14 protein-coding genes are annotated in these 15,488 nt (G+C 71.0%); 5 read left to right on the top strand and 9 right to left on the bottom strand.

The window, feature by feature from the left end:
* Positions 1–157: 157 nt before the first annotated feature.
* From ABZW11_RS35320 to ABZW11_RS35335, 4 genes are all read right to left on the bottom strand, one after another.
* The gene (locus tag ABZW11_RS35320) at positions 158–808 is read right to left on the bottom strand and encodes a DUF2461 domain-containing protein (protein WP_355426966.1); all 651 of its coding nucleotides are present in this window, start codon (positions 806–808) and stop codon (positions 158–160) included.
* A 30-nt stretch (positions 809–838) separates the two neighbouring features.
* Positions 839–1,630, bottom strand: a complete 792-nt coding sequence (locus ABZW11_RS35325) for a polysaccharide deacetylase family protein (RefSeq protein ID WP_355426968.1) — start codon at positions 1,628–1,630, stop codon at positions 839–841.
* Positions 1,631–1,660: 30 nt separating this feature from the next.
* A complete protein-coding gene (locus ABZW11_RS35330) occupies positions 1,661–1,966 on the bottom strand; it encodes a hypothetical protein (protein ID WP_355426970.1) in 306 nt (101 codons plus the stop codon).
* A 173-nt stretch (positions 1,967–2,139) separates the two neighbouring features.
* Positions 2,140–2,715 carry an XRE family transcriptional regulator gene (locus ABZW11_RS35335; protein ID WP_355426973.1) on the bottom strand — a complete coding sequence of 192 codons (576 nt, stop codon included), beginning with the start codon at positions 2,713–2,715 and terminating at the stop codon, positions 2,140–2,142.
* Positions 2,716–3,102: 387 nt separating this feature from the next.
* On the opposite strand from ABZW11_RS35335, the gene ABZW11_RS35340 reads away from it, so the two are divergent.
* Positions 3,103–3,942, top strand: a complete 840-nt coding sequence (locus ABZW11_RS35340) for a DMT family transporter (protein WP_355426976.1) — start codon at positions 3,103–3,105, stop codon at positions 3,940–3,942.
* Positions 3,943–4,221: 279 nt separating this feature from the next.
* Here ABZW11_RS35340 and ABZW11_RS35345 read toward each other — a convergent pair whose 3' ends face one another.
* Positions 4,222–4,806 carry a sigma-70 family RNA polymerase sigma factor gene (locus ABZW11_RS35345; protein WP_345389138.1) on the bottom strand — a complete coding sequence of 195 codons (585 nt, stop codon included), beginning with the start codon at positions 4,804–4,806 and terminating at the stop codon, positions 4,222–4,224.
* A 247-nt stretch (positions 4,807–5,053) separates the two neighbouring features.
* Here ABZW11_RS35345 and ABZW11_RS35350 point away from each other — a divergent pair, with 247 nt between their 5' ends.
* On the top strand, positions 5,054–6,127 hold the full coding sequence (locus ABZW11_RS35350; RefSeq protein WP_355426979.1) for a PLP-dependent cysteine synthase family protein: 1,074 nt from the start codon (positions 5,054–5,056) through the stop codon (positions 6,125–6,127).
* Here ABZW11_RS35350 and ABZW11_RS35355 read toward each other — a convergent pair.
* Positions 6,117–7,082, bottom strand: coding sequence for an iron-siderophore ABC transporter substrate-binding protein (locus ABZW11_RS35355; RefSeq protein WP_355426982.1), 966 nt, complete (start codon positions 7,080–7,082; stop codon positions 6,117–6,119). The genes ABZW11_RS35350 and ABZW11_RS35355 overlap by 11 nt on opposite strands.
* A 99-nt stretch (positions 7,083–7,181) precedes the next feature.
* Here ABZW11_RS35355 and ABZW11_RS35360 point away from each other — a divergent pair, with 99 nt between their 5' ends.
* The 3 genes from ABZW11_RS35360 to ABZW11_RS35370 are packed head-to-tail and all read left to right on the top strand — an operon-like array spanning position 7,182 to position 10,035.
* A complete protein-coding gene (locus ABZW11_RS35360; RefSeq protein ID WP_355426985.1) occupies positions 7,182–8,216 on the top strand; it encodes an iron ABC transporter permease in 1,035 nt (344 codons plus the stop codon).
* Positions 8,216–9,259: an iron chelate uptake ABC transporter family permease subunit gene (locus tag ABZW11_RS35365; RefSeq protein ID WP_355426987.1), complete on the top strand. Its 1,044-nt coding sequence runs from the start codon at positions 8,216–8,218 to the stop codon at positions 9,257–9,259. The genes ABZW11_RS35360 and ABZW11_RS35365 overlap by 1 nt, the downstream gene beginning before the upstream one ends.
* Positions 9,256–10,035: an ABC transporter ATP-binding protein gene (locus ABZW11_RS35370; RefSeq protein WP_355426990.1), complete on the top strand. Its 780-nt coding sequence runs from the start codon at positions 9,256–9,258 to the stop codon at positions 10,033–10,035. Before ABZW11_RS35365 ends, ABZW11_RS35370 begins: the two co-directional genes overlap by 4 nt.
* A 1-nt stretch (position 10,036) precedes the next feature.
* On the opposite strand, the gene ABZW11_RS35375 is transcribed toward ABZW11_RS35370, so the two are convergent.
* The 3 genes from ABZW11_RS35375 to ABZW11_RS35385 form a co-directional block, all read right to left on the bottom strand.
* A complete protein-coding gene (locus ABZW11_RS35375) occupies positions 10,037–11,734 on the bottom strand; it encodes a tetratricopeptide repeat protein (RefSeq protein WP_355426993.1) in 1,698 nt (565 codons plus the stop codon).
* A gap of 258 nt (positions 11,735–11,992) precedes the next feature.
* On the bottom strand, positions 11,993–13,174 hold the full coding sequence (gene ftsY, locus ABZW11_RS35380) for a signal recognition particle-docking protein FtsY (protein ID WP_355426996.1): 1,182 nt from the start codon (positions 13,172–13,174) through the stop codon (positions 11,993–11,995).
* Between the two features lie 53 nt (positions 13,175–13,227).
* Positions 13,228–15,488 (bottom strand): AAA family ATPase (locus tag ABZW11_RS35385; protein ID WP_355426999.1); only part of this gene is annotated, 2,261 nt, incomplete at its 5' end.

The following is a 15,488-nucleotide window of genomic DNA, read 5'->3' on the forward strand; positions in this document are numbered from 1 at the left end:
CGCACGTTCCGCCGAGAGCCGCGTTTCGTTTGCCTTTTGCCGACGAAGCGCGGGTTCGGGCAGCTCACTCCCGCGCACAAACTGCTCCCCGCCGCCCCTCAGCGGCGAGGCAGCTCACTCCCGCACACGAGCGTGCACAACTGCTCCCCGCTGCCCTTCAGCGGCGGGGCAGCTCGCTCCCGCGTACGTGCGTGCACAGCCACTCGACCAGCGGCCCGAAGGCCCGCCACGAGCGCTCGACCCGCGCGCGCACCTCGGGCGTGTGCACCCACGGCTCGGGCTCCCACCGCACCCCGGCGTAGATCGAGCGGTGGCGCAGCAGGCCGATGCGCGGATGATCGTCGTCGAAGCCCCTGGGCCTGGTCTTGAGGCGGTCGCCCATCAGCTCGTAGCCCGCGGTCACCAGCCGCTCGGTGAGCGCCGCCAGCGGCTTGCCCGAGACGTCTTCGTCGACCGCGGCGCGATAGCGGGCCACCTGGTCGGACGCGCCGGTGTAGACGCCGCCCGCGGCGAAGACGCCGGCCGCGCTCAGCTCGACGTAGTAGCCGATGCCGGGCATCAGGCCGACGAAGGCCCCCTGGTGGGTCTTGTAGGGCGACTTGTCCTTGGCGAAGCGCACGTCGCGGTAGGGCCGGAACAGGTGGACCTCACCGAACTCCGGGCCCAGCTCGTCGGCCAGCGCCAGCATGGGCGCCCGCACGGCCTCCTCGTAGAGCTGCTTGTGCTGGGCGAAGTAGGTCTTGGAGTTGTCAGCCTCGAGCCCCTCGTAGAACAGGAACGCCTCGTCGGGAAAGCCGGTGAATCCCATGAGGCAAGGGTGCCACGAGCCACCGACAACTCAGCGTTCGGTGTACATCTTCCCCGGTGACGGTGTCCTGCCGTACAGCTCCGAGACGGTGACGAAGGTGAAGCCCCTCCTCGCGAGGACGTCGAGCACCTTCGGCATGGCGTCCACCGTGGTGCGGTGGATGTCGTGCAGCAGCACGATCGAACCGGGCTCGGCGTGCGACGCCCGTCTGGCGACGGTCTCGGTGACACGGTCACGCCAGTCGAGGGTGTCGAGGTTCCACAGGATCTGGGCCAGGCCCTCGCGTCTGGTCACGGCCGCGACCTGCTCGTCGGTCGACCCGTACGGCGGCCGCATCACCCGCATCCGCACCCCGGTGAGCTGCCGCACGATGTGCTCGGTGTGCCGCAGCTCCTGCTTGACCCGGTGCGGCGGCAGCTCGGCGAGCGGCGGATGGCTCCAGGAGTGGTTGCCGATCTCGTGACCGTCGTCCACGATGCGGCGTACGGTGTGGCCGCCCTTGTCGGCCGCCACCATCTGGCCGATGACGAAGAAGGTGGCTCTGACGTCACGGCTGCGCAGCAGGTCGAGCAGCCGCCAGGTGTGCTCGCCCGGCCCGTCGTCGAAGGTGAGTGCCACGCACTTGATCTTGGAGCAGTCGAAGTTCCGGCTGCGCGGCCAGCCCGCCTGCATCGACACCAGCCGTTTGGCGAGCGTCACGGGATCGATGGTGGCGGGCTTGATGGGTGTGACCTTCATGTGCTGGTGCTGACGCCGCGGCACCGCGTGGGTGACGCAGACGGCCAGCGCGAGCAGGGCCAGCGGCAAGGCCCATACGCGCATGCTTCCCCCCGGAACGCCGCATGCGGGGGCCTATGGATAGTCCTGGACCGGCACCCCCCGCAGTTCCCTGGCCAGGTCGTCCCACCAGAGTGGGATATCGGCCTGCAATTCCTGGAAGCGGCGCGCCACGCGCATGGCACAACCAAGCGGATCCGTACCCAGATGCCGACGTTTCACCGGTCCTTCCTGCCAACGGTAAAAACCATCTCTATAACGTACGACCAGCCCTATCCACACCGAGATGGTCTCGCCGTCTCCCACCTCGTAAGCGCTGGTGACGCCCAGGCCATGAAGCTCCGCCTGGAGCTTCTCCGTCGCCGCTCGAGCCTCACTCACACGTCACCCCCTGCCGACGTCGCGCACCCCGGGCCGCGGAGCGCGGCCGGCGCACACTGGGGATGTACCCAGCCACGGGCCTCAGCCGTCCAAAGCATGGAGTAATCATGAAACTCCGCCGGGTCATCCGGAGGGGTTTCGCGCTTATTGATCAGGCACGCGGTGGCGGAGTCTCAGGCGTCGTTCGCGGCGCGCGGCTCGGCCACGGCCATGACGAACCTGAGGTCCGCATCGCCGTGGTTGGCGTAGCGGTGAGGCCGGTCGGCGGTGAAGAGCACGGCGGCGTCCTCGCCGACCGCGTGGCTCTTGCCGGCCACGATCAGCGTCAGCTCGCCTTGCAGGACGGTGAGCATCTCGCGGGTGCCGGGCGGGTGGGCGTCGCCGTCGTGGTGCTCGCCGGGGGCGAGACGCCAGTCCCACAGTTCCAGGATCAGCGGCATGTCGGCGCCGACCAGCAGCCGCGCCTGGACGTCGCCCTGCTCGAAGGTGACCACGTCGCTCTTCTGGACGACCCGCACCATGGGCACGTCGGCGACCTCCACCAGCCGGGCCACGGTGACGCCGAGCGCGGAGGCGATGCGGGTGAGGGTGGACACGCTGGGATTGGTGCGGCCCTGCTCGACCTGGACGAGCATGCCCCGGCTCACGCCCGACCTGGCGGCCAGCGAGTCGAGGGTGAGCCCGCGGTGGGCCCGCTGGGCGCGCACGTTGTTGGCGATGGCCTGGGTGATCAGCTCGGGGTCTTCCATTGGTAGTCAGGGGCGCGGTGCCGTGAAGGCCCGGTTCCCCATCCCCCTTTCAATTCCGTACGTGCGGTTCTCCCGCATACGGCTTACCGATGATCTTCTTGACATGGTTACGCGCAGTCACCCGATCGACTCCGGCGGCACCCTTATTGGCCCGGACCCGCTCCCACGCCTCCCACAGCACGTCACCTCTGTGGACACGACCTCTGTGGACACGACCTCTGTGGACACGACCTCTGTGGACACGGTCATACAGGGCATGGAAACGCCGCTCCGGCGACTGCTTGGCCGTCCAGGACGCAACATGTCAGTGCAGTGTAGTGAATGTCTCGTGCAGCGCACTGTACTCTGTATGTTGCACTATTAGTGCAACAGAGAGGACTCCCCCTGGTGACCGTCATCCTGGCAACCGCCTGCGCCATCGTCTACGGCACCGCCGACTTCTTCGGCGGCCTGGCCACCCGGCGCTCGCAGGTGCTCTCCGTCGTCGTGCTCTCCCAGACGGCGGGTCTGGCGCTGGTCCTCGCCCTGCTGCCGCTGCTGCCCGGCACGTACAGCGCCCAGGCGCTCTCCTGGGGCCTCGCCTCCGGCCTCGCGGGAGCGGCGGGGCTGGTGCTGTTCTACCGGGCGCTGGCCACCGGCGTGATGTCCGTGGTGGCCCCCACGACCGCGGTCACCTCGGCCGCGCTGCCGGTCGTGTTCGGCCTGGCCACCGGTGACCGTCCCGGCCCGTGGGCACTGGTCGGGGTGGTGCTCGCGCTCGGCGCGGTGCTGCTGGTCAGCCAGGACGGCTCGGGAGGCGGGAAGGTCACGCCGCGCTCGGTGCTGATCTCGCTGGCCGCCGGCGCGGGCTTCGGCGGCTTCTTCATCCTGCTCGCCATGGCGCCCGACGACGCCGGCATGTGGCCGCTGGTCGGCGCCCGCCTGTCGTCGGTGTCGGTCGTCGCCCTGCTGGCCCTGCTGACCAGGCGCGGGCTCAGGCCGGTGCCGGGCTCGCTGGGCGTCATCGCGGCGGCCGGCGTGCTCGACATGGCGGCCAACGTGCTCTACCTGCTCGCCCAGCGCGACGGCCTGCTCAGCCTGGTCGCGGTGCTCGTCTCGCTCTATCCCGCCAGCACGCTGCTGCTCGCCAACCGGGTGCTCGGCGAGCGGTTGCGTACCGTCCAGATCACCGGCGTCGTCTGCGCGCTTGCCGCGGTGGCTCTCATAGCCGTTGCACAGCACCCCTAGCCTTGTTACGTTGCGCCCGTACGCCCTGACCGGGCACGTTCCGATGGTGGGTCGTTTCGGCGAGCCGGCCTGGAGGGCCGCGTGAGGGCGAGCTGATCTGCGAGATCGCCGACCCGGGAGGCGCGCTGGACGACCCGCTGCCCGGCTACATACCACCGGAGCCCGAATCCCCTCGGGGATACGGGCTCTGGATCAGCAGGCAGTTGTGCGACTTGGTGGATCTGCGCTCGGAGGACGGCCTGTTAGGGGTCCGCCTCCATCTGAGGACGGAGACGTGAGTCAGGCGGCCCGCTGCGCGGGCAGGCGTACGGCGCCCTCCTCGCGGGCGTACTCCTCCAGCATCCCCCGAAGCTGGCGGCGGCCGCGGTGCAGCCGCGACATCACGGTGCCGATGGGCGTGCCCATGCGCTCGGCGATCTCCTTGTACGCGAACCCCTCGACGTCGGCCAGGTAGACGGCCACGCGGAAGTCCTCGGGGAGGGAGCGCAGGGCGTTCATGACGACATTGTCGGGCAGCCGGTCGAGCGCCTCGGTCTCGGCCGACCGCAGACCGGTGGAGCTGTGCGACTCGGCGGCGTGCAACTGCCAGTCCTCGATGTCCTCGGCGGCGGACAGCTTGGGCGAGCGCTGCTTCTTGCGGTAGTCGTTGATGAAGTTGTTGGTGAGGATGCGGTGCAGCCAGGCCTTGAGGTTGGTGCCTTCGCGAAACTGGTGGTACGACGTGTACGCCTTCGCCACCGTCTCCTGCACCAGGTCCTCCGCGTCCGCGGTGTTGCGGGTCAGGCGCATGGCGGAGGCGAACAGCTGCGACGTCACGGGCACGACGTCCCGCTCGAACCAATCCTGTCGCTGCTCATCGGTCATGGTGATCAATTCATTCCCCCTTGCGCTATCCCCCGTTTCGGCACAAGCCGCCTGACGGCGGTTCCATCATCGCAAGCCCTTGGTAAGGGGCGCGTTAGCGAGGTCCGCCTGTGGTCAGTGGGGGTTACGTCCATCTGCTCGCGGCGTGCGTGGTCACGTCCACGGCCGGACAAGTCTCATTATCATAACACTACTCGCCCTTTTCCACAGGAATAGTGGCGAGTGTCACATGAGATAGCGTATGGCCATGAGATTCGTGGACCGGCACGAGACGGGTACACGCCACTGGGTGGCTGAGGCCATACGCAAGGTCGAGGCCGACGCCAACCGTAGTTGCGACACACATCTGCACGTCTTTCCGCTGCCCCCGCAGTGGGGCGTAAACCTTTATCTGAAAGACGAGTCGGTGCACCCTACCGGTTCACTGAAGCACCGGCTGGCCCGCTCCCTCTTCCTGTACGGCCTGGCCAACGGCTGGATCGGCCCCACCACCACGATCGTCGAGGCGTCGAGCGGGTCCACCGCCGTCAGCGAGGCGTACTTCGCCCGGTTGCTCGGTCTTCCGTTCATCGCGGTCATGCCCGCCTCCACGTCGCCGGAGAAGTGTCATCTCATAGAGTTCTACGGCGGGAAATGTCATTTGGTTGACGACCCGGGCGCGATCTATGACGAATCTCACCGTCTGGCCGCCGAGACCGGCGGCCACTTCATGGATCAGTTCACCTACGCCGAGCGGGCCACCGACTGGCGGGGCAACAACAACATCGCTGAATCGATCTATTCACAGATGTCCATGGAGCCCCACCCCGAGCCGTCCTGGATCGTGGTGGGCGCCGGCACCGGCGGCACCTCCTCGACCATCGGCCGCTACATCCGCTACCGCCGCCACCCCACCCGCCTGGCCGTCGTCGATCCCGAGGGCTCGGCGTTCTACCCGAGCTGGGTCTCCGGCGACACCACGGTCACGGCCTCCGGCTCGCGCATCGAGGGCATCGGACGGCCCCGGGTGGAGCCGTCGTTCCTGCCCTCGGTCATCGACCGGATGATCGCGGTGCCGGACTCCCGCTCGATCGCCGCCATGCACTGGACCCGCGAGGTGACCGGGCTCGACGTCGGCGGCTCCACCGGCACCAACATGGCGGCCTGCGTGCAGCTCATCGAGGAGATGCGGGCGGCCGGCGAGCAGGGCAGCATCGTGACGCTGGTGTGCGACAGCGGCGACCGCTACAAGGGCACCTACGGCAACCCTGGCTGGCTGGCCGCCCAGGGCCTGGACATCGAGCCGCACCTTGAGGAGCTGCGCCGGTTCATCAACGGCTAGGGCCGACGCCGAACAGCTCGGCCACGTCGTCCAGCATCGCCTGCGCCCCCTGGATGCCCACCGCGGTCATCCAGGTGAGGTCGCTGACCTCGTGCTTCTTGCCTTTGAGCTTGGCCCACAGCGGGTTGCTCGTGAACTTCTCCTTCGGCCCGTCGGAGGCCGGGTCGGGGTAGGTCGCCACGAAGATGTGGTCGGCGTCGAGGTCGCTGATGCGTTCCTGGCTGACGTTGACCGCGATGGCGTCCTGGGCGGTGGGCTGGCCCTCGGGGCGCGGGAAACCGACGTCCTTCATGACCAGGCCCGAGTAGGAGTTCTCGACGTACAGGCGGGTCGTGGGCTCGCCGGCGAAGCGCACGATCGAGATGGTGGGCAGCTCGCCCTCCTTCTCCTTGATCTCCTCGCCGATCGTGGCGGCGCGTTTCTCGTACGCCTTGATCCGCGTCTCGGCGAGGTCCTCCTTGCCCAGGGCCTGGCCCATGAGCCGGAGGTTGTCCTTCCAGATGGCCCCGGTCGTCTCGCTGAACACGGTGGGGGCGATCTTCGAGAGCCGGTCGTACAGGGCCTCGTGCCTGACCTTCGCCGAGACGATCAGGTCGGGCTTGAGCGCGATGATCTTCTCCAGGCTCGGCTGCTCCAGCGTTCCGACCGCGGTGGCCTCCTGCCCATGGCTCTGGACGACCGGGCCGAGGTAGTCGGGCAGCTTCGTGTCGATCGACCGGTACGTCGTGTACCCCACGACCGGCGTCTCCAGCGTCAGCACCGCGTCCACGAAGCTCTGGTCGAGCGCGACCACCCGCTTGGGCTGGGCGGGGATGACCGTCTCCCCCATCGCGTGCCGCACGGTCCTGAACGGCGCCGCGCTCTGCGCGGGGGCGGGACCAGGGTCCGCCGAACCACCGCAGGCGGCCAGTCCCACCAGCAAGACGGCGCCGACCAGCACGCGCAACGGTCTCATCGGATCCCTTTCCCCGAAGTAAGGCAAGCCTAAATTAGGTTAGCCCTGCCTAAGCTGGCATACTTCAGCGGGATCGGGCAAACGTCAGGAGGACATCGGGTGAGCGCAACCGCCGTCGCCCCGCGCCTCCACGGCATCCAGCGGCGCCGGTTCGGCCTGCTCACCGTCCTGCTCGCGGCCGTCGCGATGGGCGTGCTGCTGAGCATCACGATCGGGTCCAAGTCCGTGCCGCTCGCCGACGCCTGGCACGCGATCACCACCCCGACCGGCACCGAGAACGACATCGTCATCCGCTCCCTGCGGCTGCCCAGGACCGCGCTCGGCGTCATGGCCGGCGTCGCGCTCGGCGTGGCGGGCGCCCTCATGCAGGGCCACACCCGCAACCCGCTCGCCGACCCCGGCCTGCTCGGCGTCACACAGGGCGCCGCGTTCGCCATGGTGTCCTCGATCATCCTGCTCGGCACGTCGAGCCTGCTCGCCTACATCTGGTTCGGCCTCGCGGGCGCGCTCGTGGCCAGCGTCGCGGTCTTCGCGCTCGGCATGGTGGGCGGCAGGGGCGGGCCCACGCCGGTCACGCTGGCCCTCGCCGGCACCGCCGTCAGCGCCCTGCTCTACGCGCTGACCTCGGCCATCGTGCTCCTCGACGAGCAGGCGATGGACGTCTTCCGCTTCTGGCAGGCCGGCTCCATCGCCGCCAGGGGCGCCGACGTGGCCTGGCAGGTGCTGCCCTTCATCCTGGCCGGGTTAGTGCTGGCGATGGTCAACGCGCCCGGCCTGAACGCGCTCTCCCTCGGCGAGGACGTCGCCCGCAGCCTCGGCCAGAACATCGCCATGACCCGCACGGTCGGCGTCGCCGCCGTCACCCTGCTGTCGGGCGCGGCGGTGGCCGCCTGCGGCTCGCTCGCCTTCGTCGGGCTCATCGTGCCCCACCTGGCCAGGCCGCTGTCCGGCACCGACCACCGGTGGCTGCTGCCGTACTCGGGGCTGATCGGCGCCGCCCTGCTGCTGGTCGCCGACGTCATCGGCCGCGTCGTCGCGCCGCCCGGCGAGCTGGAGGTGGGCGTCGTGCTCGCGCTGCTCGGCGCGCCCTTCTTCGTCGCCCTGGTACGCCGCAGAAAGCCCGTACGCCTGTGATGACCACCCTCCCCCTGCGACTCGGCGGCCTGTCCTGGCGGCTGCGGCTGCGCGGCGTCGCCGTCACCGTCACGGGCGCCGTGCTGCTCGCCCTGCTCATGGCCCTGAACATGCGCATCGGCGACATCGACATGACGCTGCCCGAGGTGCTCTCCGGCACGTTCGACGTGAGCAGCCCCGCCCATTTCGTCATCATGGAGCTGCGCCTGCCGCGCGCGCTCACCGGCGCCCTCGTCGGCGCCGCGCTCGCGCTGTCCGGCGCCCTCATCCAGTCCATCGCCCGCAACCCGCTCGCCAGCCCCGAGATCCTCGGCGTCACCACCGGCGCCTCGGTCACCGTGGTGGCCGGCGTGGTCTTCAGCGGCAGCGTGTACGGCGGCGTCAGCGGCCTGCTGGCCGGCCTCGGCATCCCGGCGCTCGCGCTGCTGGGCGGCCTGATCGGCGCGGCCATCGTGTACGGCCTGGCCTGGCGGCGCGGCCTCGACGGCTACCGCCTGGTGCTGGTCGGCATCGGCGTGGCCGCGGTCTTCACCAACGTCAAGTTCTGGCTGCTGACCGTCGGCGACGTCAACGACACCGGCCGCGCCATGGTGTGGATCAGCGGCTCGCTCAACGGCCGCGGCTGGGAGCACGTCGTCCCGACCGCGCTGGCTCTGGTCGTGCTGGTGCCGCTCACCCTGCTCGGCACCCGCTCGCTCGACGCCCTGCGCTTCGGCGACGACACCATCACCGCGCTCGGCATCCGGACGAACCTGGCCAGGGCCCTGATGATCCTGGCCGCCGTGCTGCTGGCCGCCGTGGCGACCGCGTCGGCCGGTCCGATCGCGTTCGTGGCGCTGGCCTCGCCGCAGATCGCGCTGCGCCTGGTCCGCGCCGGGCAACCGCCGCTGCTGTGCTCGGCGGTCGTCGGCGGGGTGCTCACCACGGGCGCCGACCTGCTCGCCAGGTCCCTGTTCTCCCCCATCGAGCTGCCCGTCGGCATCGTCACCGCCGTGCTGGGCGCCCCCTACCTGATCCACCTGATCTGGAGGTCGCGAAAGTGAGACTGCAGGCCGCCGACGTCAAGCTCGGGTATGGCGACCGCCTCATCGTGGACGGGCTCGACCTCGGCATCGAGGCGGGCACGGTGACCACCATCATCGGCCCGAACGGCTGCGGCAAGTCGACGCTGCTGCGCGCGCTCGGCCGGCTGCTCAAGCCGCAGGGCGGCGAGGTGCTGCTGGACGGCAAGCGCATCGACAAGATCCCCACCCGCGAGGTGGCCAAGATTCTCGGCGTGCTCCCCCAGTCGCCCACCGCCCCCGAAGGGCTGACCGTCGCCGACCTGGTCGCCAGGGGACGTCACCCGCACCAGACGTGGTACCGCCAGTGGTCGTCCGACGACGAGGGCGCCGTCGCGGCGGCCCTCGACATGACCGGCCTGGCCGACCTCGCGGAACGGCCGCTCGACGAGCTGTCCGGCGGGCAGCGGCAGCGGGCGTGGATCTCCATGGCCCTCGCCCAGGGCACCGACCTGCTGCTGCTCGACGAGCCGACCACGTTCCTCGACCTGGCGCACCAGGTGGAGGTGCTGGAGCTGGTCCGGCACCTGCACAAGGAGGGCGGGCGCACGGTCGTCATGGTCCTGCACGACCTCAACCTCGCCGCCCGCTACGCCGACCGCCTGGTCGCCATGCGGGCCGGCCGGGTCATCGCCTCGGGCGACCCGCACGAGGTGCTCACCGAGGAGCTGCTGCGCGAGGTGTTCGAGCTGGACGCCAAGGTCATCTCCGACCCGGTGGCCGGCACCCCGCTGGTCGTCCCGATCCGCCCGCTCTGATTCAGCCGTCGGCCGGCTCGGCCAGGGCGGCCCGGACGTCCTCGTCGTCAGGGGCCAGCTCCGCGGCCCTGAGCAGGTCCTGGCGGGCCTGCCCGGTCAGTCCCGCCGCGCGGTACGCCAGCGACCTGTTGAAGAGCAGCTCCGCCGTCTCCCCCAGCTTCAGCGCCCGCGTCAGGTCGGCCACCGCCAGCTCGTTGTCGCCCCGCTCGTACGCCAGCTCCGCCCGCCCCGCCCAGGCCGCCACCAGCTCGGGATCGAGCTCCAGCGCCCGGTCGAAGGCCAGCCGCGACTCCGGGTAGCGCTCCTCGGCCAGCTCGACCTGCCCCAGCACGCACAGCAGGTAGGGGTCATGCGGGGCCAGCGACAGCCCGCGCTCGACGTCCTGCCTCGCCCGAGCGTGGTCTCCGGCGGCGACGCGCAGGCCGCAGCGGTTGACGTACGCGGGGCCGAAGTCGGGGTCGAGCTCCAGCGTGTGGTCGAGGTCGGCGAGCGCGCCCGCCAGGTCGCCGGCCGCGTAGCGGACCTCGGAGCGGTTGTAGTACGCCTCGGGGAAGGGCGGGCTGAGCCGCATCACGCTCTCGTAGTCGGCCAGCGCCTCGGCCGAGCGGCCCATGGCGTGCAGCAGGTTGCCCCGGTCGAGGTAATAGTCGGGGTAGCCGGGGTCGGCGGCGATCGCCCGGTCGTAGTCGGTCAGCGCCTCCTCCCTGCGCCCGCCGAGTGCCAGGAGCTGGGCCCTGTTGGCGTACAGGATGAGCCGGTGGACCGGGTGCTCGTCGCGCAGGTGCGTCTCGGCCAGCTCGATCGCCTGCGCCACCAGGTCCATGGCCGACTCGCGGCGGCCCCTGCGCAGCTCGACCAGGGCCTTGCCGTTGAGGTCGAAGCCGAGGTGGAAGGCGCGCTCGCGGGGGTCGGGCAGCAGCGAGGTGATGGTGACGGCCTCGTTGATCCAGGCCAGCGCCTGTTCAGGGTCGCGGGCCGCCGGGTCGTGGTGGCGGACGAGGATCATGGCCGTCGCGTACGCGATCGTCGCGCGGTGCTTGGGGTCGGTGCTCAGCCGCCTGGCCCGGTCGTACAGGTCGCGGGCCTCGTCCTCGCGCTCGATCGCCTCCAGCGCGGCGGCGACCCGCTGCACGAGCACCTGCCAGCGCTCCGGATCGTCCTCGTACGCCAGCCCGCGCAGCACTTCAAGGCCCGACTCGGCCATGGCGTGGTGGAAGCCCTCGTCGCGGTAGCGGTCGAAGTCGGCCAGCAGCGGCCCCGAGCCCGGCGCCGACGACCCCTCCTCGACGCGCAGCAGGGCGGGGTCGAGCCGGCGCCGCAGCACGGCCACCAGCTCGGCGTCGGTGTGGTCGGCCTCGCCCAGGTTCGTCACGCGCAGCGTGAGCGGCCCGGTGAGCCGACGGGTGCGGGTCAGGTGATCGCGGACGAACTCCGCCAGCCCGTTGGCCATCCGCAGGCTGCGCCGCGCGCCCGGCACCAGGACGCGCTGCGCCCTCGGCAGGTCATCGGCCAGCGAGCGCCTGCGTGCGGGCACGACGTCCCGCAATGCGGGCGCGGCGGCCCTGATCTCGATGTCGTGCGCGGCGACCAGCTCAGGCGCGCTCTCCAGCGCGGCGGGAACGAGCCGCGCGAGCAGGGCCGAGGCCAGCGTGTACGGGCCGCCGATCCGGCGGTCCGCGTCGATGAGGATCGTCTCCACAGGGGTGGTTCCGCTTCGGCCGGCGCCCCCACGGAGACGCCGGCTCGCGCGGCTCAGGCGCTGTGTCTCGGAGCCGCCGCGGCGGTCGGCTTCACAGTTCCTGGCCGGTGAACGACGATCTTCTTCATGAGCGGCCTTTCACGTTCCAATGGGACCGAACGATCTTTGATGACGATATATGTCAACACAAGAAAAAGCGGTCGATCAAGGCTTATCTGGTAAGGGCTCCTTCACCTTGAATTACGGCGTAACCGTAACTCACTCCCCCAGAATCGCGTCCACGAATACCTCGGGGTCGAAAGGCGCCAGATCGTCGGGCCCCTCGCCCAGCCCCACGAGCTTCACCGGCACGCCCAGCTCCCGCTGCACGGAGATCACGATGCCGCCCTTCGCGGTGCCGTCGAGCTTGGTCAGCGCGATGCCGGTGATGTTGACCACCTCGGCGAACACCTGCGCCTGGCGCATGCCGTTCTGGCCGGTGGTGGCGTCGAGGACGAGCAGCACCTCGTCGACCGTGGCCTTCTTCTCGATGACCCGCTTGACCTTGCCCAGCTCGTCCATGAGGCCGGTCTTGGTGTGCAGGCGGCCCGCGGTGTCGACGATGACCGTGTCGACCTTCTCCTCGATGCCCTTGGCCACCGCGTCGAACGCCACCGACGCCGGGTCGCCGCCCTCGGGCCCGCGCACGGTCTCGGCGCCCACCCGCTCGCCCCACGTCTGGAGCTGGTCGGCGGCGGCGGCGCGGAACGTGTCGGCCGCGCCCAGCACGACCTTCTTTCCGTCGCCGATGAGCGACCGGGCCAGCTTGCCGGTGGTGGTGGTCTTGCCGGTGCCGTTGACGCCCACGACCAGCACGACCGCCGGCCGCTCACCGTGCTTCTGCACCCGCAGCGTACGGTCGAGGTCGGGGTTGACCTGGGCGAGCAACTGCTCGCGCAGCAGGCCGCGCACCTCCTCCTGGCTGCGGCTGCCGAGCACCTTCACCCGGGTGCGCAGCTCCTCCACCATGACCTGGGTCGGCGCGACGCCCACGTCGGCGCTGATCAGGCTCTCCTCGATCTCGTCCCACACCTCGTCGTCGAGGCGGTCGCGCGAGAGCAGCTCCAGCAGGCCACGGCCGAGCGCGTTCTGCGAGCGGGCCAGCCGCGAGCGCAGCCGCACCATGCGGCCCGCCGACGGCGGCGGCGTCTCGACCTCGGGCTCCTTGACGAGCGGCTCGGCCGGCTTGACCTCGGGCGGCGGCAGCGTGGTGGTCGCGCCCTCGGCCTCCTCACCGGCGCCGGCGGGCCGCTTCGCCTCCTCCTCCGGCAGCACCGGGGTCTCCGGCGGCTTGACCGGCGGGGCCGCCTTACGGCCCGGCCTGAACAGCAGGAACAGACCGCCGACCGCCAGCACGGCGACGACGGCCACGATCACGATCACACCGAGGTAACCATCCACAAGATGTCAGTTTTCCAGATCGTCCGGCATGGTCACGCACAAGGCCCCACCGATCAGGCGGACTCTCGCTCCCTGAGCCGCTGGCTGACCACCTGTGTCACGCCGTCACCGCGCATCGACACGCCGTAGAGAGCGTCGGCGATCTCCATCGTGCGCTTGTTGTGGGTGATGACGATGAGCTGTGAGCTCTGCCGCAATTCCTCGAACAGGGTCAGCAGCCGCTGCGTGTTGGTGTCGTCGAGGGCGGCCTCGACCTCGTCCATGACGTAGAACGGCGACGGCCGCGCCTTGAAGATCGAGATGAGGAACGCCACCGCCGTCAGCGACCGCTCGCCACCCGACAGCAGCGACAGCCGCTTGACCTTCTTGCCCGGCGGCCGCGCCTCGACCTCGATGCCCGTGGTCAGCATGTCGGACGGCTCGGTCAGCACCAGCCGGCCCTCGCCGCCGGGGAAGACCCTGGTGAAGATCTGCTCGAACTCGCGGGCGACGTCCTCGTAGGCCGAGGCGAACATCTGCTCCACCCGGTCGTCGACCTCCTTGACCACGGTCAGCAGGTCGCGCCTGGTCTTCTTGAGGTCTTCGAGCTGGGAGTTGAGGAACGCGTGGCGCTCCTCCAGGGCCGCGAACTCCTCCAGCGCGAGCGGGTTGACCTTGCCGAGCTGGTTCATCTGCCGCTCGGCCGCCTTCGCCCGCTTCTCCTGCTCCTCGCGTACGTAGGGGACCGGCGGCTCGCCCGACACCGGCGCGTCCGGCCCGTATTCGGCGACCAGCGCCTCGGCCTCGACGCCGAACTCCTCCAGCGCCCGCTGCTCCATCTGCTCCAGGCGCAGCCGCTGCTCGGTGCGGGCCATCTCGTTGCCGTGGACCCGGTTGACCAGCTTGTCGAGCTCCTGGCCCAGCTCGCGGACGCGGACCCTGACCTGCTTGAGCTCGGCGTCGACCGCGACCCTGGCCAGCTCGGCCTCGTCGCGCTCGCGCTCGGCCAGCGCGATCGACTGGGCCAGCGCCGCGAGCACTTTCCTCGCGCCCTTGCTGACGGCCTCGGCCAGCGCCGCCTGACGCCTGCGCCTGGCCCGCTGAGCGGCCGCCTGGGCGCGTTCCTCGCGCTCGCGCCGGGCTGCCCGCAGCAGGCCGTCGGCACGGCCCTCGATGCCCTTGACGCGCTCTTCCGCGGTGCGCACCTGGAGGCGGGTGTCCATCTCGCGCTGCCTGGCCGCCTCGCAGGCGCTCGCCAGCTCGTCGCGCAGGTCGGTGGTGGGCTCGGACTCCAGCTCCTGGGCGTATTCGGCCTCGGCCAGCCGGACCTCCAGCTCGGCCAGCTCGTCAAGCCGCTCGGTGCGGGCCTCCTCGGCCCTGGCCACGCTCGCGGTCAGCCGCTCGGCCTCGTCGCGGGCGGCGTTGGCCGCGGCCTCGATCTGGGCCAGCCGCCTGGCCGCCGCCGCGTTGGCCTGGTCGGCCTCGCGCTGGCGGCCCCTGATCTGGTCGAGCGCGCCCTGCGCGGCGCTCACCCCGGCCTGGGCGGTGGTGACGGCCGTCTGCGCCTCGTTGACGCGGGCCTGGGCGGCTTCCAGCGCGGACTGGGCGGCCTGCTCCGCGGCGACCGCCTCGTCCAGCGCCACGGCGCTCTCCTCGGCCCTGGCCTCGGCCGCCTCCAGGTCGGCGACGGCCTCGTCGAGCGCGGCCCGTACCTGCAGCACGGAGGTGCCGCCGGTGGACCCGCCCGTCGCCAGGTGGGCGCCGACGAGATCGCCGTCCTTGGTGACCGCCCGCAGCTCGGGATGCCGCTCGACCAGCGCCCGCGCGCCGTCGAGGTCGTCGGTGAGCACGACGCCCGCCAGCACGTGGTCGAGCGCGGGCCGCAGGTGCTCGGGCACCGTCACCAGGTCGGCCACCCACCGGCCACCGCCCGGCGCCGCGCCACGCGGGTCTCCTCCGTGGCCGTTCGCGAGCGCCACCAGGAGCGTCGCCTGGCCGGCGCCCTGGGTGCGCAGCAGCTCAAGGGCCTCCACGGCCGTGTCCAGCGACTTGACCGCGACGGCCTCGGCGACCGGCCCGAGCACGGCGGCGACCGCCTGCTCGGCTCCCGGCGTCACCTGCATCGAGGCCGCCAGCGGCCCCAGCACCCCGCCGAGGTCGGCGTCGAGCAGCGCGGCCCCGCCGTCGCCCCTGGCCAGGCTCATCTCCAGCGCGTCGCGGCGGGCCGCCAGCGCCGCCACCGCGCGCTGCGCCTCCTGGTCGGCGGCGCGGGCGGTGCCCACGCCGGCCTTGGCGGCCTGTACGGCGGCACGCGGCGCGTCGAGGCCGGAGCGCG

This window comes from Nonomuraea sp. NPDC004580 (assembly GCF_040609855.1).
Lineage (GTDB): Bacteria > Actinomycetota > Actinomycetes > Streptosporangiales > Streptosporangiaceae > Nonomuraea > Nonomuraea salmonea.

Coding starts and splice junctions, on each gene's coding strand:
- ABZW11_RS35320 (WP_355426966.1), bottom strand. CDS start 808: ATGGGATTCACCGGCTTTCCCGACGAGGCGTTCCTGTTCTACGAGGGG.
- ABZW11_RS35325 (WP_355426968.1), bottom strand. CDS start 1,630: ATGCGCGTATGGGCCTTGCCGCTGGCCCTGCTCGCGCTGGCCGTCTGC.
- ABZW11_RS35335 (WP_355426973.1), bottom strand. CDS start 2,715: ATGGAAGACCCCGAGCTGATCACCCAGGCCATCGCCAACAACGTGCGC.
- ABZW11_RS35345 (WP_345389138.1), bottom strand. CDS start 4,806: ATGACCGATGAGCAGCGACAGGATTGGTTCGAGCGGGACGTCGTGCCC.
- ABZW11_RS35350 (WP_355426979.1), top strand. CDS start 5,054: ATGAGATTCGTGGACCGGCACGAGACGGGTACACGCCACTGGGTGGCT.
- ABZW11_RS35355 (WP_355426982.1), bottom strand. CDS start 7,082: ATGAGACCGTTGCGCGTGCTGGTCGGCGCCGTCTTGCTGGTGGGACTG.
- ABZW11_RS35365 (WP_355426987.1), top strand. CDS start 8,216: ATGACCACCCTCCCCCTGCGACTCGGCGGCCTGTCCTGGCGGCTGCGG.